The sequence below is a fragment of the Nocardiopsis gilva YIM 90087 genome (assembly GCF_002263495.1).
Lineage (GTDB): Bacteria > Actinomycetota > Actinomycetes > Streptosporangiales > Streptosporangiaceae > Nocardiopsis_C > Nocardiopsis_C gilva.
This window is the reverse complement of record NZ_CP022753.1, coordinates 2945741-2970751: the sequence shown is the minus strand read 5'-3', so window position 1 is coordinate 2970751 and position 25011 is coordinate 2945741. Positions and strand designations below refer to the sequence as shown.

The 25011-nt window shown below is 70.2% G+C and carries 18 protein-coding genes and 1 riboswitch; of the genes, 3 read left to right on the top strand and 15 right to left on the bottom strand.

Annotated features, from left to right (window positions below; all coding sequences use genetic code 11):
• Positions 1 to 817: 817 nt before the first annotated feature.
• Positions 818 to 3709 carry an aminomethyl-transferring glycine dehydrogenase gene (gcvP, locus tag CDO52_RS13635; RefSeq protein WP_094932421.1) on the bottom strand — a complete coding sequence of 964 codons (2892 nt, stop codon included), beginning with the start codon at positions 3707 to 3709 and terminating at the stop codon, positions 818 to 820.
• Between the two features lie 119 nt (positions 3710 to 3828).
• A riboswitch (glycine riboswitch) is annotated at positions 3829 to 3918 on the bottom strand.
• Between the two features lie 168 nt (positions 3919 to 4086).
• Here gcvP and CDO52_RS27455 point away from each other — a divergent pair.
• Positions 4087 to 4233 carry a hypothetical protein gene (locus CDO52_RS27455; RefSeq protein ID WP_157745566.1) on the top strand — a complete coding sequence of 49 codons (147 nt, stop codon included), beginning with the start codon at positions 4087 to 4089 and terminating at the stop codon, positions 4231 to 4233.
• On the opposite strand, the gene CDO52_RS13630 is transcribed toward CDO52_RS27455, so the two are convergent.
• The 8 genes from CDO52_RS13630 to CDO52_RS13595 all read right to left on the bottom strand — a co-directional run bounded on the left by CDO52_RS13630 (position 4230) and on the right by CDO52_RS13595 (position 13812).
• Positions 4230 to 4826 carry a MerR family transcriptional regulator gene (locus CDO52_RS13630; protein WP_026125403.1) on the bottom strand — a complete coding sequence of 199 codons (597 nt, stop codon included), beginning with the start codon at positions 4824 to 4826 and terminating at the stop codon, positions 4230 to 4232. The genes CDO52_RS27455 and CDO52_RS13630 overlap by 4 nt on opposite strands.
• 391 nt (positions 4827 to 5217) lie before the next feature.
• Positions 5218 to 5688 (bottom strand): bifunctional nuclease family protein, encoded by a 471-nt coding sequence (locus tag CDO52_RS13625; protein WP_026125404.1) that lies wholly within the window; start codon positions 5686 to 5688, stop codon positions 5218 to 5220.
• Between the two features lie 341 nt (positions 5689 to 6029).
• Positions 6030 to 6572, bottom strand: a complete 543-nt coding sequence (locus CDO52_RS13620; protein WP_017616680.1) for an FHA domain-containing protein — start codon at positions 6570 to 6572, stop codon at positions 6030 to 6032.
• A gap of 464 nt (positions 6573 to 7036) precedes the next feature.
• On the bottom strand, positions 7037 to 9535 hold the full coding sequence (locus CDO52_RS13615) for a mannose-1-phosphate guanyltransferase (protein WP_026125405.1): 2499 nt from the start codon (positions 9533 to 9535) through the stop codon (positions 7037 to 7039).
• A 55-nt stretch (positions 9536 to 9590) separates the two neighbouring features.
• Positions 9591 to 10355, bottom strand: coding sequence for a CDP-alcohol phosphatidyltransferase family protein (locus tag CDO52_RS13610; protein WP_394296705.1), 765 nt, complete (start codon positions 10353 to 10355; stop codon positions 9591 to 9593).
• A 361-nt stretch (positions 10356 to 10716) separates the two neighbouring features.
• Positions 10717 to 11649, bottom strand: a complete 933-nt coding sequence (locus CDO52_RS13605; RefSeq protein WP_094932420.1) for an ArsA family ATPase — start codon at positions 11647 to 11649, stop codon at positions 10717 to 10719.
• Positions 11650 to 11713: 64 nt separating this feature from the next.
• The gene (locus tag CDO52_RS13600; protein ID WP_017616684.1) at positions 11714 to 12049 is read right to left on the bottom strand and encodes a cory-CC-star protein; all 336 of its coding nucleotides are present in this window, start codon (positions 12047 to 12049) and stop codon (positions 11714 to 11716) included.
• 2 nt (positions 12050 to 12051) lie between these two features.
• Entirely contained in the window at positions 12052 to 13812 is a 1761-nt protein-coding gene (locus CDO52_RS13595) for a carbon starvation CstA family protein (protein ID WP_094932419.1), read from the bottom strand.
• 165 nt (positions 13813 to 13977) lie between these two features.
• Between CDO52_RS13595 and CDO52_RS13590 the strand changes: the two genes are divergently transcribed.
• Positions 13978 to 14805 carry a hypothetical protein gene (locus tag CDO52_RS13590; protein ID WP_017616686.1) on the top strand — a complete coding sequence of 276 codons (828 nt, stop codon included), beginning with the start codon at positions 13978 to 13980 and terminating at the stop codon, positions 14803 to 14805.
• 703 nt (positions 14806 to 15508) lie between these two features.
• Here CDO52_RS13590 and thyX read toward each other — a convergent pair.
• The 3 genes from thyX to CDO52_RS13575 form a co-directional block, all read right to left on the bottom strand.
• Complete coding sequence (thyX, locus tag CDO52_RS13585) at positions 15509 to 16306, bottom strand: FAD-dependent thymidylate synthase (protein ID WP_017616687.1); 798 nt, start codon at positions 16304 to 16306, stop codon at positions 15509 to 15511.
• A gap of 269 nt (positions 16307 to 16575) precedes the next feature.
• The gene (locus tag CDO52_RS13580) at positions 16576 to 17382 is read right to left on the bottom strand and encodes an NAD-dependent epimerase/dehydratase family protein (RefSeq protein WP_026125407.1); all 807 of its coding nucleotides are present in this window, start codon (positions 17380 to 17382) and stop codon (positions 16576 to 16578) included.
• A 99-nt stretch (positions 17383 to 17481) separates the two neighbouring features.
• Positions 17482 to 19710 (bottom strand): anthranilate synthase component I, encoded by a 2229-nt coding sequence (locus CDO52_RS13575; protein WP_017616689.1) that lies wholly within the window; start codon positions 19708 to 19710, stop codon positions 17482 to 17484.
• A gap of 330 nt (positions 19711 to 20040) precedes the next feature.
• Here CDO52_RS13575 and CDO52_RS13570 point away from each other — a divergent pair, with 330 nt between their 5' ends.
• Positions 20041 to 22482 carry a HelD family protein gene (locus CDO52_RS13570; protein WP_017616690.1) on the top strand — a complete coding sequence of 814 codons (2442 nt, stop codon included), beginning with the start codon at positions 20041 to 20043 and terminating at the stop codon, positions 22480 to 22482.
• On the opposite strand, the gene CDO52_RS13565 is transcribed toward CDO52_RS13570, so the two are convergent.
• From CDO52_RS13565 to CDO52_RS13555, 3 genes are all read right to left on the bottom strand, one after another.
• On the bottom strand, positions 22419 to 22967 hold the full coding sequence (locus tag CDO52_RS13565) for an SRPBCC domain-containing protein (protein WP_017616691.1): 549 nt from the start codon (positions 22965 to 22967) through the stop codon (positions 22419 to 22421). The two genes, CDO52_RS13570 and CDO52_RS13565, sit on opposite strands and share 64 nt — an antisense overlap.
• A 107-nt stretch (positions 22968 to 23074) precedes the next feature.
• The gene (locus tag CDO52_RS13560) at positions 23075 to 23707 is read right to left on the bottom strand and encodes a TetR/AcrR family transcriptional regulator (protein WP_033299010.1); all 633 of its coding nucleotides are present in this window, start codon (positions 23705 to 23707) and stop codon (positions 23075 to 23077) included.
• Positions 23708 to 23834: 127 nt separating this feature from the next.
• Positions 23835 to 24962 carry an acyltransferase gene (locus CDO52_RS13555; protein WP_017616693.1) on the bottom strand — a complete coding sequence of 376 codons (1128 nt, stop codon included), beginning with the start codon at positions 24960 to 24962 and terminating at the stop codon, positions 23835 to 23837.
• Between the last annotated feature and the right edge of the window lie 49 nt (positions 24963 to 25011).

Below are 25011 nucleotides of genomic sequence, written 5' to 3'. Positions count from 1 at the left end.
GGGCTGGGGGCGCCGATCCTTGGAGGGGTGGGGCGGGGCCGGGGGTGACGGTGGCGGCCTGCTCTCAGCAGACCATCCGGGCCGGGCCTCGACGGCGGCACCAAAGGCGGAGGGGGCCGGGGCGCCCTGTCGGCTCCTGGGTGAGGGTCGGGCGGCCGAAAGGCGGGAAAGGCGCTGTCCGGAATCCGTCCTCGCGATGATCATGGGAATTCCTACGACAAACCGGACACAATCAGAGGAATTCCCATGATCATCTTCGAAGAGGCCCCAGGGCTCCCGCATGGCGGAAGGGCTCTCACGTCCAGCGAAAACGCGGCATTCCGGCCTGCCCACGACCGGCGTTTCACCACCGCGGTTACCCCTCTCTCCGTTGATCTCGGCGATATCGACCGAATACCGGCGCGTATTCGGTCGATATCGCCGAGATCAACGGAGGAAGGGAGCGGACAGCGCCTTCCCGGCCCCACCCGCGAGCTGAGAGGGGCGCGTGGCCCACCTCGCCGTCGGCGCCGCCGTCCGGGGCCCGGCTCGGATGATGCGCTGGGAGCAGGCCGCCACCGCGACCCCTCACCCACCCGCCAGGGGACAGGGGCGCCCAGCACCCCACCGCCCTCGGCGCCGCTTTTCCCACAGAACACCGGATCAGCCGACCACCGACAAGGCCGCACAGCAGACCCCGGTGCCGACGCTTCCGGGCACAGGTCGGCGGCCCCGGCTCTCAACGGCCCCATCTCCACTGCACACGAAACGTGGCGCCGGTACCCGACCACGGGTACCGGCGCCACGTCGTTCCAACGGCCGTGTTCTGTGCCCCGGCTTACTCCTCGAAGGCCTCGGGCGGCGGGCAGGCGCAGACGAGGTTGCGGTCGCCGTAGGCCTGGTCAATGCGGCCGACCGGGGACCAGTACTTGTTCAGCCGCAGCTCCGGCACGGGGTAGCCGCCCTCGCCGCGGGTGTAGGAGTGCTTCCAGTCGTCGACGGTGAGCGCCTCGGCGGTGTGCGGGGCGTTCTTCAGCGGGTTGTCCTCGGCGTCGTAGGTGCCGTCGGCGACGCGGTCGATCTCGGCGCGGATCGCGATCATCGCGTCGATGAAGCGGTCCAGCTCCGCCAGGTTCTCGCTCTCCGTGGGCTCAACCATGAGGGTCCCGGCCACCGGGAACGACATGGTGGGGGCGTGGAAACCGTAGTCGATCAGCCGCTTGGACACGTCCTCGTTGGTGATGCCGGTCTTCTTGGCCAGGTCGCGGATGTCGATGATGCACTCGTGGGCGACCAGCCCGCCCTTGCCGGTGTACAGGACCGGGTAGTAGGGCTCCAGCCGCTTGGCGACGTAGTTGGCGCTGAGGACCGCCACCTCGGTGGCCGAGCGCAGCCCCTGCTCCCCCATCATCCGGATGTAGGCCCAGGAGATCGGCAGGATCCCGGCCGAGCCGAACGGCGCCGCCGAGACGGGGCCGACACCGGTGTGCGGACCCGCGTCGGGCTGGCCCGGGTGGTTGGGGAGGAACCCGGCCAGGTGCGACCGCACCGCCACCGGGCCGACACCCGGACCGCCGCCGCCGTGCGGGATGCAGAAGGTCTTGTGCAGGTTGAGGTGGCTGACGTCGGCCCCGAACTTGCCCGGCTTGGCCCAGCCGAGCAGCGCGTTGAGGTTGGCGCCGTCCACGTAGACCTGGCCGCCGGCCTCGTGCACCAGGCGGCACACCTCGGTGATGGTGTCCTCGTAGACGCCGTGCGTGGACGGGTAGGTCACCATCAGCGCGGCCAGCTCGTCGCCGTGCTTGTCGATCTTGGCGCGCAGGTCGTCCAGGTCGATGTTGCCGCCCTTGTCGCAGGCCACCACGGCGACCCGCATACCGGCCATCACCGCGCTGGCCGCGTTGGTGCCGTGGGCGGAGCTGGGAATCAGGCAGACCTCGCGCTGGGCCTCGCCGCGCTCGCGGTGGTAGCCGCGGATCGCCAGCAGACCGGCGAGCTCCCCCTGCGACCCGGCGTTGGGCTGCAGCGACACCGCGTCGTACCCGGTGACCTCGGCCAGCCACGCCTCCAGGTCGCGCACCAGGGCGACGGTTCCGGCGGCCTGCTCCAGGGGGGCGAACGGGTGCAGCTCGGCAAACGCCGGCCAGGTGATCGACTCCATCTCGGCCGTGGAGTTGAGCTTCATGGTGCAGGAGCCGAGCGGGATCATGCTGCGGTCCAGGGCGAGGTCCTTGTCGGCCAGCCGGCGCATGTAGCGCAGCAGGGACGTCTCGCTGCGGTGGGTGTTGAAGACCTGGTGGTCGAGGTAGTCCACGCCGCGGCGCAGCGCCTCGGGCAGGGCGACGGCCGCGCCGTCGCCCACTCCGGTGCCCTCCTTGCCGCCGAACGCCGACAGCACCAGGCCCAGGTGCTCGTCGGCGGTGGTCTCGTCGCAGGACACGCCGACGATGTCGTCGGAGACGCGCAGCAGGTTCACCCCGCGCTCGCGGGCCGCCTGCAGCACGCCGTCGGCGCCGCCCTGGACGCGGACGCGCAGGGTGTCGAAGAAGTCGCCGTGCAGGACCTCGAAGCCGCGGGCCCGCAGCCCCTCGGCGAGCCGGGCGGTGCGGCCGTGCACGTCCTCGGCGATCGCGCGCAGCCCGTGCGGGCCGTGGTAGACCGCGTACATCCCGGCCATGACAGCCAGCAGGACCTGGGCCGTACAGATGTTGCTGGTGGCCTTCTCGCGGCGGATGTGCTGCTCACGGGTCTGCAGGGCGAGGCGGTAGGCGGGCTTGCCCGCGTTGTCGACCGAGACGCCGACGAGGCGGCCGGGCAGCTGGCGCTGCAGGCCCTCGCGCACCGACATGTAGCCGGCGTGCGGCCCGCCGAAGCCCATGGGAACGCCGAAGCGCTGGGTCGAGCCGACGGCGATGTCGGCGCCCATCTCACCCGGGCTGCGGAGCATGGTCAGGGCGAGGATGTCGGCCGCGACGACGGCCAGGGCGCCGCGCTCGTGGGCCGCATCGATGACCGGGCGCGGATCGCGGATCGCGCCGCTGGCGGCGGGGTACTGCACGAGCACGCCGAACGCCTCGATGTCGGGCAGGCCCTCGCTCAGATCGGCGACGACGATGTCGATACCGAGCGGCTCGGCGCGGGTGCGCAGCACCGACAGTGTCTGCGGGAAGGTGTCGGAGTCGACGATGAAGGTCGCGGCCTTGCTGCGCGTGGCGCGCCGGGCGAGCGTCATGGCCTCGCCCGCGGCGGTCGCCTCGTCGAGGAGGGAGGCCCCGGAGACCGCGAGCCCGGTGAGGTCGCTGACCATCGTCTGGAAGTTCAGCAGGGCTTCGAGGCGCCCCTGGGAGATCTCGGGCTGGTAGGGGGTGTAGGCCGTGTACCAGGCCGGGTTCTCCAGGATGTTGCGGAGGATCACCGGCGGGGTGACCGTGCCGTAGTACCCGCGACCGATCATCGACGTGAGGACCTGGTTGCGGTCGGCGAGGGCGCGCAGCTCGGCGAGCGCGGCGGTTTCCCCGGCCGCCTCCGGAAGCCGCAGCGGAGCGGGACCACCCGGCGTGCTGAGAATGCTCTCCGGGACGGCGGCAGTCATCAGATCCGTCGTGGACCCGAATCCGACCGCCTTGAGCATGTGGCCGAGTTCCGCCGGGTCCGGGCCGATGTGCCGGTCGGCGAAAACGCGCGCGGGCGCTCCCCCCGTGGTGTTCTCATGGGTGGGCTGCTCCGGCATGGAGACCTCCTGGTCGCAGTAGCCGTTCTCGCGGCTGCTCCTATGTGGTCTCCCCCTCTGTCACGCGATACCGCGCAAGCGCGGCGCAGGCGGCAGTGCGCCTGCCGCTCCAGAGTGGCCTCCTCCACGCGGTCCCTGGTGCCTGAGAGGTTACTGGGGAGTATTGCCCCGTCGGCGCCCCTGTCGGGGGTCTCTCCCGCGTGGTATCTACGGTCCGGTCGTGTTCATTTGTGGGCAGTGCGTCGGGTGAGCACCGCTGGTGGACGGTGCTCGTTCGCACTGCACGACGACCGGCCCACGAAGCGTCCATCGGGCACGTCCGAGCGCCCCCTGACGGCAGATCGTGAGCCTGGCGTCTCCTCAAACCGTACTAAACCGTGGCGCGTACCGCAGCGCTGCCCCTCCCCGGCTACCGCCCTCACGAGACCGGGACCAACCCCGCCACCTGGGACATCGCTGTTGTTCCACGACGTTTTGACGGGACGGCCGCCGACGCGGAAAAGGCCCGCGCGCGGCGCTTCTAGCCGATCCGCCGCTCGCGGCGACGTCGCGCCAGCTCGTCGCCAGGGTGCGCGTCGGCCGGCTGCGGCAGGTGCTCGCCGGGAAGGTCGCGCAGTCGGCCCTCGACCTCGCGCCAGACCCGGCCCAGCGCGATCCCGAACACGCCCTGTCCGCCCTGCAGCAGCTCGACGACCTCGTCGGGGGTCGTGCACTCATAGACACTGATGCCGTCGCTCATCAGGGTGATCTGGGCGATGTCCGCGGTGTCGCGGCACTGGAGGTGTTCCACCGCGTTTCGGATCTGCTGGAGGGAGATGCCCGTGTCGATCAGGCGCTTGACGACCTTGAGGATGAGGATGTCGCGGACGCTGTACAGCGGCGGTCCGCCGCGGCCGCCCTCCTGGCGCACACTCGGGGCGACCAGCCCGGTTCTCGCCCAGTAGTCCAGCTGGCGGTAGGTGATTCCGGCGGCCGCACATGCCGTTGGGCCGCGATAGCCGACGTCCATAGGCAGCGCCACCACGTCCTCTTCGCACAGCAGCCCCTGCTCCCCAGCCCGCCGTAACGCTGAGCGTGTGAGACCCGAGGCTTGCCGCTTGCCGCTCGTAACCGCCACCGCCGAACCTCCGGCTCCTCGGCCCACGGCGGTTTGACAGGGGGTCGAAGGGTGCGCCGCGGGTTCCTTCGACAATGAAGGTAAGCCGGTCGGATGGACAGCGTCAACGACACCCATCGGCGCGTCGTGGAACCTCTTCGGCTGTTCTGTGGCTCCCCGACCGCCCATCCGCAACCAGGCACGCCACCCCGATCACGATGGGGCGGAGCCGCAGATGCGCGGCGCGGGATCACTCCCTCCGTCACTCGCCGGTGGAGGTCCCAGACGCCCTCCCGACGGCCCGCCGCCGCCCGCGGGCCTGCTTCGGATCCGCATTCAGAGCACGCTCTTCGACGGGTGCGGTCCGCCCCGAGTGGCGTGCCCACCGCACCGCTGCCTGCGGCTCCCGGCCTCAGGTCGTCCGGCCGAAGTCCTCGGGTGTGATCTGGTCCAGGAACTCGCGGAACTTCTCGACCTCGTCCTCCTGCTCATCCGGGATCGGAACTCCGGCTTCCTCGACGACGTCGTCATGGGCGTAGATCGGCGCGCCGGTGCGCAGGGCGAGGGCGATGGAATCCGAGGGCCGCGCGCTCACTTCGACGCCATTGGAGAAGACGAGGTCGGCGTAGAAGATGCCGTCGCTCAGGGACGTGATGTTGACGGTGCTCAGGCTGGCGTCGAGCGCGTCGAGGACGTCCCGGAACAGGTCATGGGTCAACGGCCGCGCGGGGACGACGCCCTGCTGGGCCAGAGCTATCGCGGTGGCCTCCACCGCACCGATCCAGATCGGAAGGTAGCGTTCTCCGTCGGACTCTTTGAGCAGGACGATCGGCTGGTTCGAGGGCATCTCGACCCGGACGCCGACGACCTCCATGTGCTTCACTGCGGCTCCGTCCCACGACTCGTCGTGCCGGATGGGCACTCGCCAGGATGTGCTCTGCTCCGTGCTCTTATCCGTCATTTCACGGTACACCGCGAGAGGCCCGATCTCCGAGACCCGTCCGGGGCCGAAGGCGGCCGCGGGCCAGGCCAGTGACCCCGCCAATCAGCGGGAATTTCGGGAACCCCCTGTCAAACGCACCATCCGTGACGGTCCTCGTTGAGATTAGGCTCTCCGGTGAAGAGGCAGTGCAAACCTGCCGCGGGCCGACCGTGCGGCCCGCGGCGCGGATGAACGCGTCCGCCGGGTTGTGGGTGCGACCGGGTTCCCTGGGGCGCTTCCGTTCAGCGCCGCGGCTTGGTCAGCAGCACCAGTCGGAACTTGCCGATCTGCACCTCGTCGCCGCCGCCGAGCTCGGCCTCATCTATGCGCTCGCGGTTGACATATGTGCCGTTCAGGCTGCCGACATCGCGAACCCCGAAGCCGTCTCCACGCCGGAAGAACTCCACGTGGCGCCGGGAGACGGTCACGTCGTCGAGGAAGATGTCGCTGTTGGGGTGGCGCCCGGCCGTGGTGACGTCGCTGTCCAGCAGGAAGCGACTCCCGGCGTTCGGGCCGCGCTTGACGACCAGCAGCGCTGTGCCGGCCGGCAGCGCGTCGACATTGGCGGGGTCAGCGGGAGCCTCGTCGCCCGCGTCGATCTCGGCTTCGAGGGCCTGGATTCCCGAGATGGAGATCGTGGACGTGGTCTCACCGACGGAGTCGCGGCGCTCGCCGGAACGAGGAGCCTCCTGTCCCGCCGCGCGGATGGGGGAACCACAGTTGGAGCAGAAACGGGCATCATCCGCAACGGCGTGACCGCACTGCGTGCAGTAAACGCTCGACATAGGTCGGCTCGGCCTCCTACCGCACGGGGCGGTGCTTGATTCGGCTGGTCGTCATGTAGGTGCCGGGTGATCGGGCGGCCCGCTCACCCAACACTGGTAACGCCGCGTACCGGCGTCGGGTTCCCGGCTCACCTCGCGCTTCTTTACAAGGCTTTCATCCCCCACGATCGCTGAGCCCCACACTCCCGTGTCGCACGGCCTTGCGGGGACACTCGACTCTAAACCATATTCGCGGTTCGAAGCAGACAGGAAGGCACTGCGACACTGCCCCCCGTGACGCCGCCGCGACCACTGGCAGCGGACCGGGCCGCCCGTGGGGCCGCTTCGACGGCTCCACGGACGGCCCGGACGCACGCGCCTCTCACCGCCCTTCGGCGTGACGGCGCCCGCTGTACGTGCCGCCGTGCGAGGTGTCCCGGCGACGCTGCCGAGAGGTGTCTCCCACCGTCCACGCACGGGTGCCGTCAGCCTTCGGCATGCTCGACCACGGCCGCCCACTCGTCCAGCAGACGCTGCGCGGTGTCGGAGTCGGGGCCTTCGGCCCACAGGTGGGTGACGGCTTCGGCGGTGTCGGGCAGGATGAGGGCCCACCCGCCGCCGGGCTCAAGGACCCGGACGCCGTCGGTGGTGTCGATCTCGCGGTCGCCGGCGGCCTCCACCACGGCGCGCATGACGCTGCCCTTGACCGCCCACGGTGTGGGAACGGACCGGCGCAGCAGGTGCGCCTGCGGGATGCGCCGGTCGATCTGGCTCAGCGACATCCGGGTGCGCGCCACCAGGCCGAGCAACCGGACGAACGCGGCGATGCCGTCAGTCGTACGCGAGAACTCGGGGAGCAGGTAGCCGCCGCGCCCGTCGGAGGCGAAGATGATGTCCTCGGCCTTGGCCGCCTTGGTCAGCTCGTCGGTGGACGTCGGTGTCCACTGCACCTGGGCGCCGTGGTACGACGCCACCTGCTCGGCCACCCGGGTGGTGGTCACCGGCAGGGCGACCCGGCCGCCCCGGCGCTCGGCGGCCACGAGGTCGAGGACGACCAGCAGGGCGCGGTCGTTGTCGACCAGTTCACCGTTCTCGTCCACGAGCGCGAGCCGCTCGGCCACGGGGTCGAACCGGACGCCGAAGTCGGCCCCCGAGGACTTCACGAGGTCGCCCAGGCGCTGCAGGTCGCGCATCTGCTTGGCGAGCGTGTCCGTGGGCGAGCTCTCGTCCAGCCGGTTGTTGACCGTCAGGACGTCGACCCCGATCCGGCCGAGCAGCGACGGCAGGATGAGCGAGGCGGATCCTCCGGCGCAGTCGACGACGACCTTCAGCTCGGCCTCGGCGACACCCGTGGTGTCGACGCGCCGCAGCAGCTCGTGGGCGTAGGACTCCACGCCGCGCGAGGGGAAGGACAGTTCGGCGATCTCCCCGGGGAACGCCCGGCGGTACTCGGCGCGGGAGAAGACCCGCTCCAGTTTCCGCTGGGCCGCCGGGGAGAGGTCGGCGCCGCGGTCGTCGAGGAAGACGATGTCCACCGACTGCGGGTCGCCGGGCGTGGTGCGCAGGCTGATGCCCCCGGCCACGCCGCTCTGCGAGGTGTGGAAGCGCGCCACCGGCAGCGGCACGACCTCCAGGTCGCGGACGTCGATGGCCGCGGCGGTGAGCGCGCTGATCACGGCGCGCTTGAGGGTGCGCGCCGCCCGGGAGACGTCCCGGGAGGTGATGACCACCGAGCCCTTCTTCAGGGTGGTGGCGTACGCGCTGGCCAGACGGACCGCGAGTTCGGGCGTGATCTCCACGTTGATCAGCCCGGAGACGCCGCGGGGGCCGAACAGGGAGCGCTGGCCGCGCGACTCCCAGATGACGTTCGCGTTGACGACCGCCCCGGCCTCGATGGTCTTGAAGGGGTAGACCTTGATGTCGTTGGAGAGGTACGCCTCGGACTCGATGACGCATTCCTCACCGACGACGGCGCCCTCCTCGATCCGGGCTCCCGACATCACGTCGGTGTTCTTGCCGATGACGCAGCCGCGCATGTTGGTGCTGGCGCCGATGAAGACGTTGCTGTGCACCACGGTGCGGTGCAGGAACGCTTCGGAGCGCACGACCACGTTGCTGCCGAGGACGGTGAACTCGCGGAGTTCGGCCCCCGCCTCGACCTTGGCGTAGTCACCGATGTAGAGCGGGCCCTTGAGCACGGCCTCCGGGTCGACATCGGCGCCCTCGGCCACCCAGACCCCCGGGGAGACCTCGAAGCCGTCGATGTCGACGTCGACCTTGCCGGACAGGACGTCGGCCTGGGACCTCAGATAGCTCTCGTGGGTCCCCACGTCCTCCCAGTAGCCGTCGGCGATGTAGCCGTAGAGCGGCGCCCCGTCCTTCAGCAGCTTCGGGAAGACGTCGCCGGACCAGTCGACGACCTCGCCCGCGGCGACATGGTCGAGGACCTCCGGCTCCATGATGTAGATGCCGGTGTTCACCGTGTCGGAGAAGACCTGCCCCCATGTGGGCTTCTCCAAGAAGCGCTGAATGCGCCCCTGTTCGTCCACGATGATGATGCCGAATTCCAAGGGGTTGGCGACCCGTTTGAGGCCAATGGTGACCATGGCGCCGTTCTCCCGGTGGAACCGCACCATGTCGGAGAGGTCGATGTCGGTGAGCGCGTCACCGGAAATGACGATGAACGGCTCGCCGCGGAGCTGTTCCTCGGCGTTCTTGACGCTGCCAGCCGTTCCGAGGGGAACCTCCTCGGCGACATAGCTCAGGTTCATCCCGAGCTCCTCGCCGTCACCGAAGTAGTTCCGGATCAGGGTGGCGAGGAACTGCACGGTGACAACCGTGTCGTCGATCCCGTGCCGCTTGAGGAGACGCAGCACGTGTTCCATGATCGGCTTGTTCACAACGGGCAGCAGGGGTTTGGGCTGGTTGGCGGTCATCGGCCGCAGGCGGGTCCCCTCGCCTCCAGCCATCACAACGGCCTTCATCGGGGCCACCCCCCGACCCCTGTCATACGGCGGCCAAAAGCCCCTGGGCGTGCACTCATGGTGGGGATGTCGCTCCCTTCCTGTCGCTGGACGGTGGCCCGGAGTCATCAGGGCGACGCGGAGCCTGGTCAGGTTCTTCGCAGGTCTCGTTGCTCGCCCGATCGCCGGGCACCTCACCGGCGTCGCCGGTCGTGGCCGCCGGTCGCGGCGCGGATGCGACACCCTCCGCCGACGATCGGTCGGCCCGGCGGGTCTGCCCGATCAAGCGCAGACCCTGCACTGCGTAGAGCAGTCCGGCCCACCAGTAGATAGCCGTTCCCCAGATGGCGAACGCCCAACCCACAATTCTTGCCACATCTCCGACAATTCCGTCATAACCGGCGATGAACAGCAGGGGGAACGAGTAAAGAAGGCAAAGTGTCGCCGCCTTTCCGGCGAAATTCACCGGAAGGGGGCCGTAGCCGTAGTGGCGCAGCACCGGAAGCGCGAGCACGATGAGGACGTCGCGCACGACGAGGACGGCCATGAGCCACCAGGGAACGATGTCCCGGACGACCAGGCCGAGCAGCGCAGCGAAGATGTACAGGCGGTCGGCCATGGGGTCCAGCAGCGCACCCAGGCGGCTCACCTGGTTCCACGCCCGCGCGATCTTGCCGTCGAGCCAGTCGGAGACTCCGGCGAACGCGAGGAGGCCCAGCGCCCACCAATCCGCCTGCGGCACCAGAACAAGCCACAGGAAGAAGGGGACCCCGATCAACCGCAGCACGCTTAGCAGATTCGGGACCGTCCAGATCCGATCACTCGCCGGATTCGATTGGATCGCCACCCCACCTCCCCTATTACCCAGAAGTCGAGCCTACCTGGGACAGCAGTACTCCACATGTGTGCCACGTGCCACGTAGCACCCGCCCCCACACGTGACCAAGGCCCCACGCGGGCCAGTGAAGCTCCGCAGCCGAGGCTGACCGGAACCGCCGAAGCCTGCGGCGTCTGCGGTCAGCCGGGGATGCAACGGAAAGGAAAACATCAGCGAAGTCGGTGTGCGAAATGTGCGGCGATGGTCAAACGGAAACCAAGAATCCAGAGGTGGGGCTCTCGGGCATGGGAGAAAGATCACGGGTGCCGTTCCCGTCGTGCCGAAGGACCCCGGGAACCACCGGAGCCGCGCGGACCATCCGCGGTCAGCGGCAGGGGGCGACGACCCGCGCGGACAGCGCGCGCAACCGGGCCAGGCCGGTCGGTTCCTCCGCCACCAGGGGCAGCTCCACCACCCCCGGCCCGGCGAAGCGGCGTCGTGCGGCCTCCATCACCTGCTCGTCGGGGGCGTGGGGGACCTGGTTGATGACGGCCGGGCCGAGCCGGAAACCGGCCGCGGCGAGCTGGTCGGCGGCGCGCTCGGTCTCGGCCAGCACCATGCGCCGCGGCAGCAGCACGACGCGCATCCACGCGTCACCTCGCAGCCGCCGCGCGGCGCGCTCCAACCGCAGTCGGCGCTCGTGCAGCCGCCGCAGCAGCGGGTCGTCGACCGTGTCGTCGGGTTCCTCGGAGCCGACGACGTCCTCGGCGAAGCGGTCGGCGTCCAGGGCGCGCTCGCGCTGCCGCGCCAGGCCGCGCACCCAGGGGGTGAGCAGCGCGGGCAGGTCGAGCATGCGCAGCAGGTGCCCGGTGGGGGCGCTGTCCACGACGAGCCGGTCCCACTCCCCCGGCACCTGGTCCATCGCGTCGATGAGCAGGTCGGCGAGGGCCGACTCGACCATGCCGGGACCGGCCGCGGCGTGCTCCAGGTGGCGGCGCACCGCGGGCATGATCTCGCGGGGCAGGGCGGCGTGGGCGTCCTCGGTCACCTGCTCGACGCGGCGGCGCACCGCGGCTTCGGCGTCCGGCTCGGCTGCCCAGAGGCCGTCGGCCACGCGCCGCGGGCGGTCTCCCAGCGGGGTCTCCAGGGCGTCGCCGAGCGAGTGGGCGGGGTCGGTGGAGATGACCAGGGTGCGCAGGCCCGCGTCGGCGTGCGCGAGGGCGGCGGCAGCGGCCATCGTCGTCTTGCCCACACCGCCCTTGCCGCCGAAGAAGGTGATCGGGACGGCGGGGTCGACCGCGTCGCCGTGCGCCCCCATGTCCACCGTCGTCCTGCCTCTCACGTCGCGCCGCCTGATGTCGTGCGTGCCGTTCCGTGCCCGCCTAGCAGCACACCTGGCCGTCGCCGAACTCCTCGCGCCCCGCACGGCGGTGCCATTCGTGCAGGTCGGAAACCATGTAGGGGATCAGCTCCAGAGTTTCATACGCCACCGGATTGTCCACGCCCAGTGTGTCGAGCATGAGCAGCGCGCGCAGCGTGTCCTGCTGCTTGCGGGCCTCACGCCGCCGTGCGTAGCCCCAGCGGGCGTCGAACACCGCGTCGTGGGCGGCCTCGAAGCGGCGCCATGCGGCGACCGCGCCCCGCCAGGCCCGGGCCGCACGCTCGGTCAGCCGGGCGGGTGCGCCGACGCCGGCGGGTTCGGGCGCGGTCGCCGACATCGCTACTGCTCCTCGCCGTCGGCGGCGCTCTCAGCGGCACCCGCCTCGGCACCGCGGCCCGCCGCCGGAGCCGTCCGGAGCGCCCAGGCCCGGCGCAGCGCCAGCGCGGCCTCGACGACCATCCAAACGGCCAGGGCGAAGATGACGGCGTCGAGCGGGGCGAGCAGGAAGGCCTGCAGCGGGTCCGCGGAGGTGGCGAAGCCGATGAGCTGGATGACCAGCGCCCAGGAGGTCATGATCACCAGGAACACCAGCGGGATGAGGATCGCGATGGGGTTGCGGCCGTTCTTGGTCACCCACACGGCGATGACGGCGAGCGCGAGCCCGGCGGTGAGCTGGTTGGTGGTGCCGAACAGCAGCCACAGCGTGCCGAGCGCGAAGTCGCCGGGGACCATGGCCAGGCCGATCGGGATGACGACGGCGATCAGCGTGGCCAGCGTGATGTTGCGGGCCAGCGGCTTGAACCCGACGATCTCGGAGATCTCCTGGATGATGTAGCGCTGCAGGCGGACGGCGGTGTCGAGGCTGGTGGCGGCGAAGCTGACCACGACCACGGTCGCGAACACCAGGCCGACGCTGACCGGGACGCCGAGGTGCCCGGCGAAGTTCGCCACGCCTTCGGTGAACTTCCCGGCCGCTCCGCCCTGGGCGGAGCCCCAGTCGGCGTAGAGGACCTGCCACTGCGCCGCGGGGTCGGCGGCGAGGACGACCACACCGGCGGTGCAGGCCAGGATCGAGCACAGGGCGAGGGTGCCCTCACCGAGCGAGCTGAGATACCCGACGTAGCGGGCGTCGGTCTCCTTGTCGAGCTGCTTGGCGGTGGTCCCGGAGGAGACGAGGCTGTGGAATCCGGAGACCGCCCCGCAGGCGATGGTGATGAACAGCAGCGGGAACCAGGAGGGCGAGTCCGCGGGCACGTCGTTGACGAGGGGGGCGGCGATGGTGTCCATCCCGACGACCACGCCGAGGATGATCACGGCCAGCGCGAGCACCATCTGCTGCTGGTTGATGTAGTCGCGCGGCTGGAGCAGCAGCCACACCGGCAGGCGGGAGGCGAAGAAGGTGTAGGTGAAGATCAGCACGATCCACACCGTCAGCGGCTCGACGCCGATGAGCTGGGCCAGGGGGTCCACCGTGATCGGGAACTGGGCGCCCAGCGGGATGCAGGCGTAGACGATGACCAGCGCGGCGATCGAGGGGAGCAGCGCGGCGGTGCGCCGGCGGTAGACGACCTGGCCGACCCCGATCGCCAGCGGGATCGTGATCAGCACCGACAGCACGGCTTCGGGGGTGTTGATGAACAGGCCCGCGATGACCACGGCGAAGACCGCGTTGACCATGGTCACCAGGAAGAAGATGATCAGCAGGAACAGGATGCGGGCCCGCTTGCCGATGACGTCGCGCGCCAGTGTGCCGATGCTCCGGCCCTTGTGCCGGACTGAGACCACGATCGACCCGAAGTCGTGCGCGCCCGAGGCGAAGACCGTGCCAAGGACCACCCACAGCAGCGCCGGCCCCCAGCCCCAGAACACCGCGATCGCCGGGCCGACGATCGGCGCGGCGCCGGCCACCGAGATGAAGTGGTGGGCGAAGACGATGTGCTTGTTGGTGGGGACGAAGTCGACCCCGTCGGAGTAGCGGTGGGCGGGGGTGACGAACGCGGGATCCAGTGCGTAGACGCGTTTGGCCAAGTAGGCGGAGTAGTACCGGTACCCCAGCGCGAAAACCGCCAGTACGGCCAGCAACACGACGACTGCAGGCATCAAGGCTCCTCACCACGATCATGCGCATCGGCGCCGGGCCGGGACGCGGGACCGTAGGGGGCGTCCGTTGCCCGAAAAATGATCTCCGGGATCACGTGCGTGATATCTATCAGTTAAGGTCAGCCTGAACGTAGCATGAGACTTTCCTCACCTAAAGGGCACATTGTGCGTGAGCTGATCACGGTTTGGCGGCGGTCCACGACGGCCGAACTGTGCTGGATCGCCCCCGACGGCCCCACCGGAATCCCCGTCGTTCCGCTGGTCTGGGATGACCGCCCGTGCGTCGCGCTGCCGCTGGCCCACCTCGACGCGGTCGACACCATGACCTCCGGCCACGCCGCGTTCGCCGTGACCGGGGAACGGCCCGGCGGCGCCCCGGCGGTGGTGGGTACGGGACGCGTCGACATCCGCTTCGACCTGGAGGGCGAGCGCTTCATCGACCACCTGCTGGACCAGGAGGCCGTCAAACACCCGCCCACGCGCCTGCGCTCCGACAGCATGATGGCCCGCCGCGAGAACTGGTGGTGGCTGGCCCGCGTCCTCATCACGCTGATCGCCCCCGACGAGATCCGCGAGCTCCCGGGGCGTTCACGCCCGGAGGACGCGCTCCTCGTCCGCCCGGACGAGCGGGGCGCGCGCGGCAACCGCCCCGACCTCCCCCGCGTCGACATCGTGACCTCCCGGGAGTGGCACGAGGAGGCGGGCGGAACGGTGGACCTCTGGGAGCGCCGCGGCTCCCCACTCGAAGGCACCGGGGAACCGGCCTTCGCCTTCTCGCACGCCTACAGCCCCGACCGCGAACGCTGGGAACGCTGGTACCGCACCGGCACCCTCGTCGGCGAAGAGCTCCGTGTCCAGGCCGGTGTCGGCCTCCCCCAATCCGAACCGCGCCCTTTCAGCATCCTGGAGCGCTTCCGCAACCACCGCGACGTGGCGCGGGCCTGCCGCAAGGGCATCGCCACCGCCGAGTCCCGCCTGGTGGACAGCTCCTGACCCGGCTGGGTGCGGCCCCGCGGCCCACGGACTGGACGCCGACACGTCGCGGCGGTGCCGGGTTCGTGGGTCTGCTGGGCGGCCTTGTCGGCGTTTGCCCGCGCGGTGTCCTTGGGTGAAAAGCGGCAGCGAGGGCAGAGGGGGGTCGGGGCGCCGGTCCTGTGCGGGGTGGGACGGGGCTCGGCTCGCGACGGGCGAGACTCCTCTCGCTTCGCGTGAAGGGAGTTCCGCGATGCGGGGGTGTCGCCCTTCCATTGGCGTCCTCCGCCGATGATCATGGCCTGAGATCCGGTCTCGTCCGTTTTGCCGGAAGAATTCCCATGATCATCGGCGAGAGGCCGCCGATTGCCCGCATGGTGGAAGTGCTCTCACGTCCGGCGGAACAGTGGCATTCCGGTCAGGCTTGAGGGCACCGACCGGCCCGGCCGGATCCGCGCCCCACGCCCCAAGGCACGGAGACTGCTTGCCCACCTCCGGGGCGCCCCTCTCCCCACCGCCGGACGACTGGCGCCCTGACCCCGCCGCCCTCGGTGCTGCTTTTCACCCAAGGACACCGGAAGGGCGAGCGCCGACAAGGCCGCCCAGCAGACCCCGCCCGACGCTCCCGGACACAGTAGACAGGCTCGGCTTCGATCGCCTGCCGTCCTCCGTGCGCCTTCTTAGGGATGCGCCCGGGAATGCTCCAACGGCCGAGGCCAGTGGGTCACACCTTGCGCCACTTGGGGACCCAGGCGCCGTCTTCGATCTCGTAGTCGCCGAACAGCGCGGGGGCCTCCGCCTTCAGGGCCTCGCCGATCTTGCCGAAGAGCAGGCGGATCTCCTCTTCCGCGCCCGGGGCCGTGCGGGCCTCCAGGGTGTGGCGCAGGGTGCGGACGTTGGCGGTCCACACCAGGCCGGTGGCCACGCCCTCGGGGGCGAAGCGGCGCATGAAGGAGGTCTTGTGCTTCTTCTCCGCGAACTTCACGCCCTCGTCGTCCAGGCCGAAGTGCTCGGCCATCCAGTACTGGAACTCCTCCATCTGGGCGAGCATGTCGCTGGCCCGCTTCATCAGCTCCGGGTCCTCCTGGGCCCAGTCCGGGAACCAGAAGGGGAGGTCGGTGAGGCGGACGAAGCGCAGCGACTCCTGGGAGATGGCCACGCCCGGGCGGTGGCGGATGAGCTCGTGGGTCAGCACACGGCTCACGTTGTGCAGCACGAAGCTGAAGCTGACGTGCTCCAGGACCGAGCCGTGCATGCTGGCCAGGATGTTGCTCAGGTACTTGTCCTGGTCGGTGCGGACCCGCGTCACGTTGGGGTTGAGACCCGGCTCCCAGGAGCGGTAGCACAGGCGGCCGGCGAACTCCGCGAGGTTCTGCGGGTCGTTGAGCGCGGAGTCCAGGTCCCCGCGGTCCAGCCGCTCCAGCCAGCTCTGCCCGCCGACGTCGGCCAGGTAGCGGGCGACCTCGTCATAGTCCAGTTGCGGACGCGCGACCAGATGGACTTCAGGCTCGACCCTCTTCACAGGCTTCTCTTCCTCATACGTCTCGGCTCCATCCCCGTGCACACGGACAAGGCCGCGATCGATCCGAGAACTCCGGTCTCATCAGATCACGGCCGGTCAACACGGGTAAAGGGGGTGCTCGGCCACCGGCGGCCACAGCTTCCCCGACCTTACACGGCGCCGGTGACAGCCGGGGCATCACCGCAACCGGGGAAGCACCGCACCCGAACCCGGGGCACCTCCACAGCGCAGGCACCTACCGCAGCGGGCCGCTCCCCCACTCCTGTCGGCTACTCCTCCACGTAGGGCAGGATGGCGTCCGCTCCCGCGTAGGCGCCGCTCTGGGGTCCACCGTGCCAGAAGGGGTCGTCGTCGGCGAAGTTGGCGGCGAACCGCGCGGCGTCGTCCACCGGCCGGTAGCCGAGCTCGCTCTCCCCTCCGGTGAGGTCCCAGAAGCGGCGCGCGTTGGCCGAGACCGCGTAGGCGGCGACAAAGCTCACGTTGGGGGCGGTGAGGGCGGCACGCACGAACCCGGCGCAGTCGCCCGGGCTGAGCCACGTGGCCAGGTGCCGGGTCTCGGTCGGCTCCTCCTCGAACGAGCCGAGGCGCAGCGCCACGACCTCCAGCCCGAAGGTGTCGGCGTACATCTGCCCGAGCGCCTCCACCGCGACCTTGCTCACGCCGTAGAGCCCGTCGGGCCGGGGCGGCTCGTCCGGGAAGACGTGGTGATGGATCGGGTAGTTGCCGGTGACCCGGTTGCTGGAGCCCAGCACCACGCGCCGCACGGACGCGCGCCGGGCCGCCTCCAACACGTTGAAAGTGCCCTGGACATTGGTATCGAGGAGCTCACCGAAGGAGGCTTCCCGGGCCAGGCCGGCGAGGTGCACGACCGCGTCGGCGCCCTCGAACGCTCTTACCAGAGCGTCGATATCGGCGACGTCGGCCTTGACCGCCGTCTCGTTCTCCCCGTCCGCGGTGACGGATTCGCGGTCGACGAGAACGAGATGGTCGGCGTCCCCACTGAGAGCGGTGCGCACGGTGGGACCGACGCGACCGGCCGCTCCGGTGATCACGACCCTGCCAAGTTTCGCTTCCATGCCCTGGTCCATGCCAGGAGCCTATGAGGCATCGGCGCTTTCTTCACGCGACGCGCGAGATGACACCACGTTCACTACCCTGGGCATTCATTCTGTCACTCAGCGCACCATGCGGAGGAGCCGTTCGATGATCCCCTCGCCCACCGCCGCGGTGAGAATCGACTCCGGGTGGAACTGCACGGCCCAGCGCCTGGCGTGCGGGTCCTCGATGGCCATGACGACCGGCTCGGGGCCGTCCTCCACCACCGCCGTGACCGCGTAGTTCTTCACCCGGTCGGGGGTGGTGTAGGTGGAGTGGTAGCGCGCGCCGGTGAACGCCGCGTCCTCGCCGAGACCGTCGAGCAGCTCCCCGCCCGTGACCCGGACCCGCCCCGGCTTGCCGTGCACGGGCTCGTCCAGGGTCAGCAGCTCGCCGTCGGCGTGCTCGACCATCGCCTGCAGCCCCAGGCACACGCCGAAGACCGGCAGGCCGCGCCGGTCCAGTTCGTCGAGCAACCGGTCCGTGTGGAAGTCGACGGGCAGTCCGGGGCCGGGCGAGAGCACCACGAGGTCGGGGGCGAGCTCGTCGAGCAGCGCGGGGTCGAAGCCGTGCCGCACGGTCGTCACCTCCGCACCGTGGCGGCGCACGTAGTCAGCCAGGGTGTTGACGAAGGAGTCCTCGTGGTCGACGAGGAGGACCTTCATCCCGGCACCGGCGGGCCCTTCGGCGCGGGTCGGCTCATCGACCTCCGCGGCCGCCCGATCGGCCGCGGCCGTGCCGTTGCGGGCTTCGTCGTCCAGCGCGAGCGTCTCCAGCAGCGCCCGCGCCTTGAGGAAGGTCTCGCGCTCCTCGGCGTCGGGGTCGGAGTCGTACAGCAGGGTCGCGCCGACGCGGACGGTGGCCACGCCGTTGGCGATGTGCGCGGTCCGCAGCGTGAGGCCGGTGTTCATCGACCCGTCGAAGCCGATGACGCCCACGGCGCCGCCGTACCAGCGGCGCGGCGTGGACTCGTGCTGCTCGATGAAGCGCATCGCCCAGGTCTTGGGGGCGCCGGTGACGGTGACAGCCCACATGTGGGTGAGGAAGGCGTCCAGGGCGTCGAACTCGGGGCGCAGTGTGCCCTCGATGTGGTCGACGGTGTGGATGAGCCTGCTGTACATCTCGATCTGCCGACGGCCGATGACGCGCACACTGCCGGGTTCGCAGACGCGGGACTTGTCGTTGCGGTCGACGTCGGTGCACATGGTGAGTTCCGACTCCTCCTTTGCGGAGGAGAGAAGCTCGCGGATGTTCTCGGCGTCGCCGAGGGCGTCGGCGCCGCGCTTGATGGTGCCGGAGATCGGGCAGGTCTCCACGCGCTGGCCCTGGCCGGGCTTTCCGCTGACGCGGACGAACATCTCCGGTGAGGCGCCCACCAGGTACTCGCCCTCGCCGAGGTTGAAGAAGAACTCGAAGGGGGCGGGGTTGCGCTCGCGCAGGTGCTCGTAGAAGCGAGCCGGGGACTCACAGACGCCGTAGGTGCGGTGGCCGGGCACGACCTCGAAGAGGTCGCCGCGAACGAACCGCTCCTTGGCCTCGGCGACGATGCGGGCGTAGGACCCGGGTTCGGGCTGGGGCGGGACCTCCGCGGCGACGACGGCGGGGGTGTCCTCGGTCGTCCGCGGCAGGCCATCGGTGGAGGCGTCGGCCGCCGTGTCGCTGGCGGTGTTCGTGTAGTCGGCCGGAACGGTGAACTCGTAGGTGTACCGGTAGCACGTCTCGCGCTTGCGGTCCCGCACGATCACGGCGTCGGGCAGGTGGAGCACGAGGTCGCGGTCGGCGGGGTCACGCTCCAGGACCTGTTCGATGGGTTCGAACTGGAACGCGAGGTCGTAACCGAAGGCGCCGTAGAGGCCCAGGTGGGGGTCCTCGTCGGCGAAGAAGAGCGCGACGATGGAGCGCAGCGCGGAGAAGACACTGGGCTGACGGCTGCGCTGCTCCTCGGTGAAGAAGCCCTCGGGTTCAGGGATCTCGACCTCGACGACGCCGTCCGCCGTGCCGCCAACGGTGGCGGGCGCGTGCTCCCGCAGGGCATGCGCGATGACGGGCAGCAGCACGCGGCCCCGTTCGTTGAGCGCGGTCGCGGTGACGCGCCGCCCGCGGGCGGCCACCTCCAGGCAGGGGTCGATGTACCCGAGGTGCCAGCGGCTGTACCGCCCCGGATACTCCATACCGGAGGACAGCACTCCCCCGCGGCGGTGCTCGACGGCCGCGACCAGGTCGGTGAGGGAGGCGGGGTCGCAGGGCGTGGTGCGGCGGCGCACGCTGATGCCGCCCGCAGTGCGGTAGGGAGTGGAACTCGCGTCCAAGGCCGGTCCTTTTCGCGCTGTGCTGGTGGTGAGTACCGCGCGGACCTGGCCGGAACAAGAAAACGGCCGCCAGTCCGGCGGCCGCTCGTCAGGTCTGATCGTGGGTATGCGAACCAGATGCGCCGCCTGTCAGCGGCGCCACCACTGATAACGGGTGGGTTCGATACGCATGTGAGCGAGTGTAGCGCGCGACGCTCGATTCGTGGTGGACCCCGTCGGAATTCTTTCGCGGACAGGGGGCCGCCCGTGGAAATGAGGGCGTGCTAAGGTCGAGGGTTCATCGCCTGAAAAAACCAAACACCCATCCTATATTAGGAGTATAGCAAGGCAATGGAGCTTCGTCAATCCGACGACGGCAGTGCACGGACCCATGCCATCCGCGCCGAGCAGGCCTATGTGACCGGACTCTACGAGCGGCTCGACACCGTGCGCCAGCAGACCCGCGCCGCCCTGCGCGCGGCCGACGCGGCAGGAGGGCGCTCAGGGTACTCCGCGCTCATGGACCGCGAGGCCAGGTCCAACGAGCAGGCCCGGCGGCTGTCCCAGCTCTCCGGCGTCGAGAACGGCCTGTGCTTCGGTCGCATCGATCACCGAGGTGACCGGGACGGGGATGCCGTCGACACCCTCTACATCGGCCGGATCGGACTGCGCGACGAGTCGCACGAAACGATCCTGGTCGACTGGCGCGCGCCGGCCGCCCGACCCTTCTACGCCGCCACCCCCGTCTCCCCCGGCGACCTGGTCCGGCGCCGCCATCTGCACACCCGCGACCGCGTGGTGACGGGCATCGACGACGAGGTGTTCGACCTCGACGGGCTGAGTGACACCGATCGTCGCAGCCTCGTCGGCGAGGCCGCCCTCCTCGCGGCGCTGCGCCGAGGGCGGACCGGCAGGATGAACGACATCGTCGCCACCATCCAGTCCGAGCAGGACCGGGTGATCCGCTCCCGGCTGCAAGGCGTGCTCGTGGTTCAGGGCGGCCCCGGCACCGGCAAGACCGTGGCCGCGCTGCACCGCGCCGCCTACCTGCTCTACACCCACCGCGACACCCTTAAGCGGCGGGGCGTGCTGGTCGTGGGCCCCAACCCCACGTTCCTGCGGTACATCGGCCGGGTCCTGCCCTCGCTCGGGGAAAGCGACGTGGTGCTGTCCACCGTCGGCGAGCTCTACCCGGGCGTGCGCGCGACGGCGTCGGACCCGGTGGCCACCGCCCTGGTGAAGGGGTCGGACTCCATGGTCGGCCTGGTACGCGCGGCAGTGGCCGACCGGCAGCGCGTCCCGTCCTCATCCGGCATGTCGGTGTCCGCGAACAGCGGCAGCGGCGATGAGGGCGCGTCGGGCGGCACGCGCGATCTGGAGATCGAGGTCGACGACATGACGCTGCGCGTGGACCACGCCGACTGCCTTGGCATCCGCGATCGCACGCGGTCGCTCCGGTTGCCCCACAATGTGGCGCGCAAGTTCTTCGTCACCGAGATGCTGCGGCTGCTCGCACGCAACCAGGCGGAACAGCTGGACCCGATGCTCGATCCCGCAGAGCCCGCCTACTACGACGAAACCGATCTGGACTACATGGGGGCGGCGCTATGGCAGCAGGAACCGGTCCGCCGGGGCCTCGACGAGCTGTGGCCCCTGCTTACCCCGCAGCGCCTGCTCGAGACGCTGTACGCCGACGACGCGGCGCTCGCTCGGGTCGGAGCGGAGGCCGGGCTGACGGAATCCGAGTGGAAAGGGCTGTCCCGGCCGCTCGGGAGTCCGAGGACCGTCGGTGACGTCCCACTGCTCGACGAGGCCGCCGAACTGCTCGGTGAGGACGACGCGGAGGAACGCGCCCGGCGCCGCCGCGTGGAGCGGGACCGCGCCGACGCGGAGCGCTACGCCCAGGGGGTGCTGGAGTTCACCGGCCTGTTCGAGGACCCGATGATGGGGGCGAGCGCCCTGGCCGAGCGTCACGACGACGCGGACCGGCCCCGCAGCACCGCCGAACGCGCGGAAGCGGACCGCACGTGGGCCTACGGGCACGTGATCGTGGACGAGGCCCAGGAGCTGTCGGCGATGGCGTGGCGCATGGTCATGCGCCGGATCCCGACCCGCTCCTTGACGGTGGTGGGCGACATCGCCCAGACCGGCAGCCCGGCCGGTGCCCGATCCTGGAGCTCGATGCTGGCGCCCTACGCCCACGGACGGCTGCACGAGGAACGGCTGTTGGTGAACTACCGGACCCCCGCGCAGATCATGGCCGTCGCGGCTGACGTCCTGGCGGAGGTGGCCCCCGACCAGCAGCCCCCGGAGTCGGTCCGCGACGACGGCGACCCGCCGCGCGCCGTGCGTGTCGGTGCCGAAGGGTCCGACGGAACGACACTGGCGGAGGCCCTGCCCCGACTTGTCGAGGAGGAACTGACGGCCATCGGCGAGGGGCGCCTGGTCGTCATCGTCCCCGACGCCCGCCATACCGAGATCGCCGGCCTCCTCCCGGACGCGGCGGCGGACGCGACCCCGGACGCGCTGGACTCACCGTCGACGGTCCTCACCACGACCCGTTCCAAGGGCCTGGAGTTCGATTCCGTCATCGTTGTCGAGCCCGGGGAGATCCTGGAGCAGTCTCCCCAGGGCGGCCACGACCTCTACGTCGCCCTGACGAGGGCGACCCGCAGGCTGACGGTCATCCACGAAGCCCTGCTTCCGGACATGCTGGGGCGGATCTCCCGTCAGGCGGGGCCGCCGTTGGGCGGGCCCTGCGTCGAGGCACCGGGGCCGAGGCTTTCGACGTAGTGGGCGAACAGGGGGCGCCACTGCTCCTCGATCTTCTTCTTGCGGTCGGGCGCCGCGTCCAGTGCGCCCGAGAGGTATTCGGTGAGGAGGTCCAGGCACACGTGCCAGCCGGTCGCGTCCCGTGCCGCCGCAGCGACGTCGTCGAACGTGAAGCAGAAGGTGAGCACGGTTCCGCCGGTGCCGGTCGGTTCCAGGACGTAGCGCAGGTTCTCGTTGGCCCAGGTGTATTCGAGGAGCGCCGGTGGGTCGAAGTGGAGGATCTCCCCGAGCATGGCGGCCTCCTCAGACCCGAAGGCGTCGCCCATCGGGAAGACGTAGCGGATCTTGGCGCCCTCCGCTCGCTCGCCCTCGATGGCGGCGGGGAACCAGACAGCGAGGCTCTTGGGCTCGATGAGCGCGCACCACACCTCGTCCGTCGGGTGCGGGAGTTCGCGCTTATAGGTCAGTTTCCACTGGTTCCCGGCTTCGTCGAGGCTTGCGTACATGTGATCCCCCCGCGCTGTGGTCTGCGAGCCCGATGGTGCGAGTGAGCGGTCACGGAATCCGCACGGTGATCATCTCCCCACGCCCACGGCGTCTACACCCGGAATGGCTAGACCAGTGTCGCCTGGGTCTGACCGTTTCCGGAGATCGCACCGACGACGGCGTCCGTGAGGTCCTCGATGATGTTGTCGTCGTCCACCTCGGGGTGCTCCAGCCACCACTCCCCCGCTGCCTGGACCATGCCTACGACGGCGTGCGCGACGACCTGGGCGCGCAGCGGGTCCTGGACGTGCCCCTCGGTGATCAGCACTTCGGCCAGCTCTTCGCCCATGCGGCGCACCATCATCCCCACGTCGCCGCGGGTGCGGGGGTCCTCCGCCGTGGCGCGGTCCATCAGGAACCGGTACAGGTTGAGGTTGCGGGCGATCATCTGCAGGTAGGCGCCGACCGTGGCGCGGGCGCGCAGCCGGAGCGTGGAACCGCCGTGGAGCTCGGAGCGGATGCGCTCGATGAGCGGGTCGACGTGGCGCTCGGCCAGGGCACGGTACAGGCCGCTCTTGTCGCCGAAGTGGCGGTAGAGGATCGGCTTGCTGATACCCGCCTCGGCGGCGATGGCCGACATCGAGGCGTCGGGCCCGTCGCGCTGGATCACCTCGTCGGCGGCGTCCAGGATGGCGCGGCGGCGCTCCGGGTTTCGGCCGCGTGCGGCCGGCTTGGTCTGCTGTGCGGATTGAGGGGCCACATCGTTCACGGTAGCCGGAATCGCCGGAATGGTCGTCCAACTCCTACGTTATCGCTGGGCTCCTCGCCCGCTCCGGCCGCCGCCGGAGCGGGCGGGCGTTGACGAATATCGTGCCGTCCCGCCGGTGTTACACCGTGGCCCGTAACCCGGGGATCCGTTTGAACACGAAGGTGACGGCGAGGCTCAGCAGCAGGACGGCGATGGCGTACTGGCCCGCGCGGGAGAGCATCGCGATGGGGCCGTCGGGCATACCGAAGAGGTCGCGCAGCGTGTACAGGACCATCACGTGCACGAGGAATACCCCGAAGCTCAGGTCGGAGACGGTCTTGAGGCGGGAGCGCCATGCAGCGGCGCCCGGACCCTCCCTCGCCAGCAGCCGTCCGCCCGCGGCGCGGAACAGCAGGTAGGCGGCGATGGACATGACGAGGACGGTGGGCGAGAGGTAGGCGTAGAGGTAGTCGGCCGCACTGCCCCAGCCGCCCTCGGCTCGGGCGAGGAGTCCGGCACCGACCGCTGTGGCGGCGATGCCCAGCAGCAGGGTCACGGCCGCGCCCCACGTGCGCCTGCGGGTCGTTGCGACGTCGCGCAGCAGGTAGCCCATGACGTAGTAGCCGACGAACGGGAGGAACTGGGTGACGGCGTTGGCTTCGCCGGTGCCGTCCAGCCCGGCGATCGCCTGGTCGGCCATGCCGATTACCGACATCAGCCCGGCGAACCACCACACCGTGGGGGTGCCGGCGTGTTCGACGAACACGCGCAGGAACGGGGTGAGCAGGTACAGGCCGGCGAGAACGAACAGGAAGTAGAGGTGGATCGAGGGCGCCCCGGACAGGATCTCGCCGCCCGCCTCACGCGGCGTGATCCCGGTGCGGTACACCTCCCACAGCAGGTAGGCGGTGACCCACACGACCAGCGGGATTCCGATACGTGAGAAGCGGCGCCGGTAGAAGACCGACAGCCGCTCCTCACGCGGACGCAGCAGCAGCGAACCGCTGATCATGATGAACACCGGGACGCACCACCGCAGTGACGCGTCCACGGCGTTCGCCGTCCACCACGTGGTCGTTCCCAGATCCGTGTAGCGCGTGGTGACAACGGGCGCGAACACGTGCACGAGCACGACCGCGAGCATGGCGCTGACGCGCGCGAGGTCCAGCCACGCGGTGTCGGCGGTGGCGGCCGACGATGTCGATGGATAACGAACGGCGGCGCTCGGTGCGCCGCCGGATACGGAGCGTTCGGTAGTGGGAACCATGGGCGGGGTTGTCGCTCCCCTCCGTCGTCAGCCGAGAATCCCTCCCCAC

Coding starts and splice junctions, on each gene's coding strand:
- gcvP (WP_094932421.1), bottom strand. CDS start 3,709: ATGCCGGAGCAGCCCACCCATGAGAACACCACGGGGGGAGCGCCCGCG.
- CDO52_RS13620 (WP_017616680.1), bottom strand. CDS start 6,572: ATGTCGAGCGTTTACTGCACGCAGTGCGGTCACGCCGTTGCGGATGAT.
- CDO52_RS13615 (WP_026125405.1), bottom strand. CDS start 9,535: ATGAAGGCCGTTGTGATGGCTGGAGGCGAGGGGACCCGCCTGCGGCCG.
- CDO52_RS13605 (WP_094932420.1), bottom strand. CDS start 11,649: ATGGGGGCGCACGGCGACGCGGTCGACCCCGCCGTCCCGATCACCTTC.
- CDO52_RS13600 (WP_017616684.1), bottom strand. CDS start 12,049: ATGTCGGCGACCGCGCCCGAACCCGCCGGCGTCGGCGCACCCGCCCGG.
- CDO52_RS13595 (WP_094932419.1), bottom strand. CDS start 13,812: ATGCCTGCAGTCGTCGTGTTGCTGGCCGTACTGGCGGTTTTCGCGCTG.
- CDO52_RS13580 (WP_026125407.1), bottom strand. CDS start 17,382: ATGGAAGCGAAACTTGGCAGGGTCGTGATCACCGGAGCGGCCGGTCGC.
- CDO52_RS13570 (WP_017616690.1), top strand. CDS start 20,041: ATGGAGCTTCGTCAATCCGACGACGGCAGTGCACGGACCCATGCCATC.
- CDO52_RS13565 (WP_017616691.1), bottom strand. CDS start 22,967: ATGTACGCAAGCCTCGACGAAGCCGGGAACCAGTGGAAACTGACCTAT.
- CDO52_RS13555 (WP_017616693.1), bottom strand. CDS start 24,962: ATGGTTCCCACTACCGAACGCTCCGTATCCGGCGGCGCACCGAGCGCC.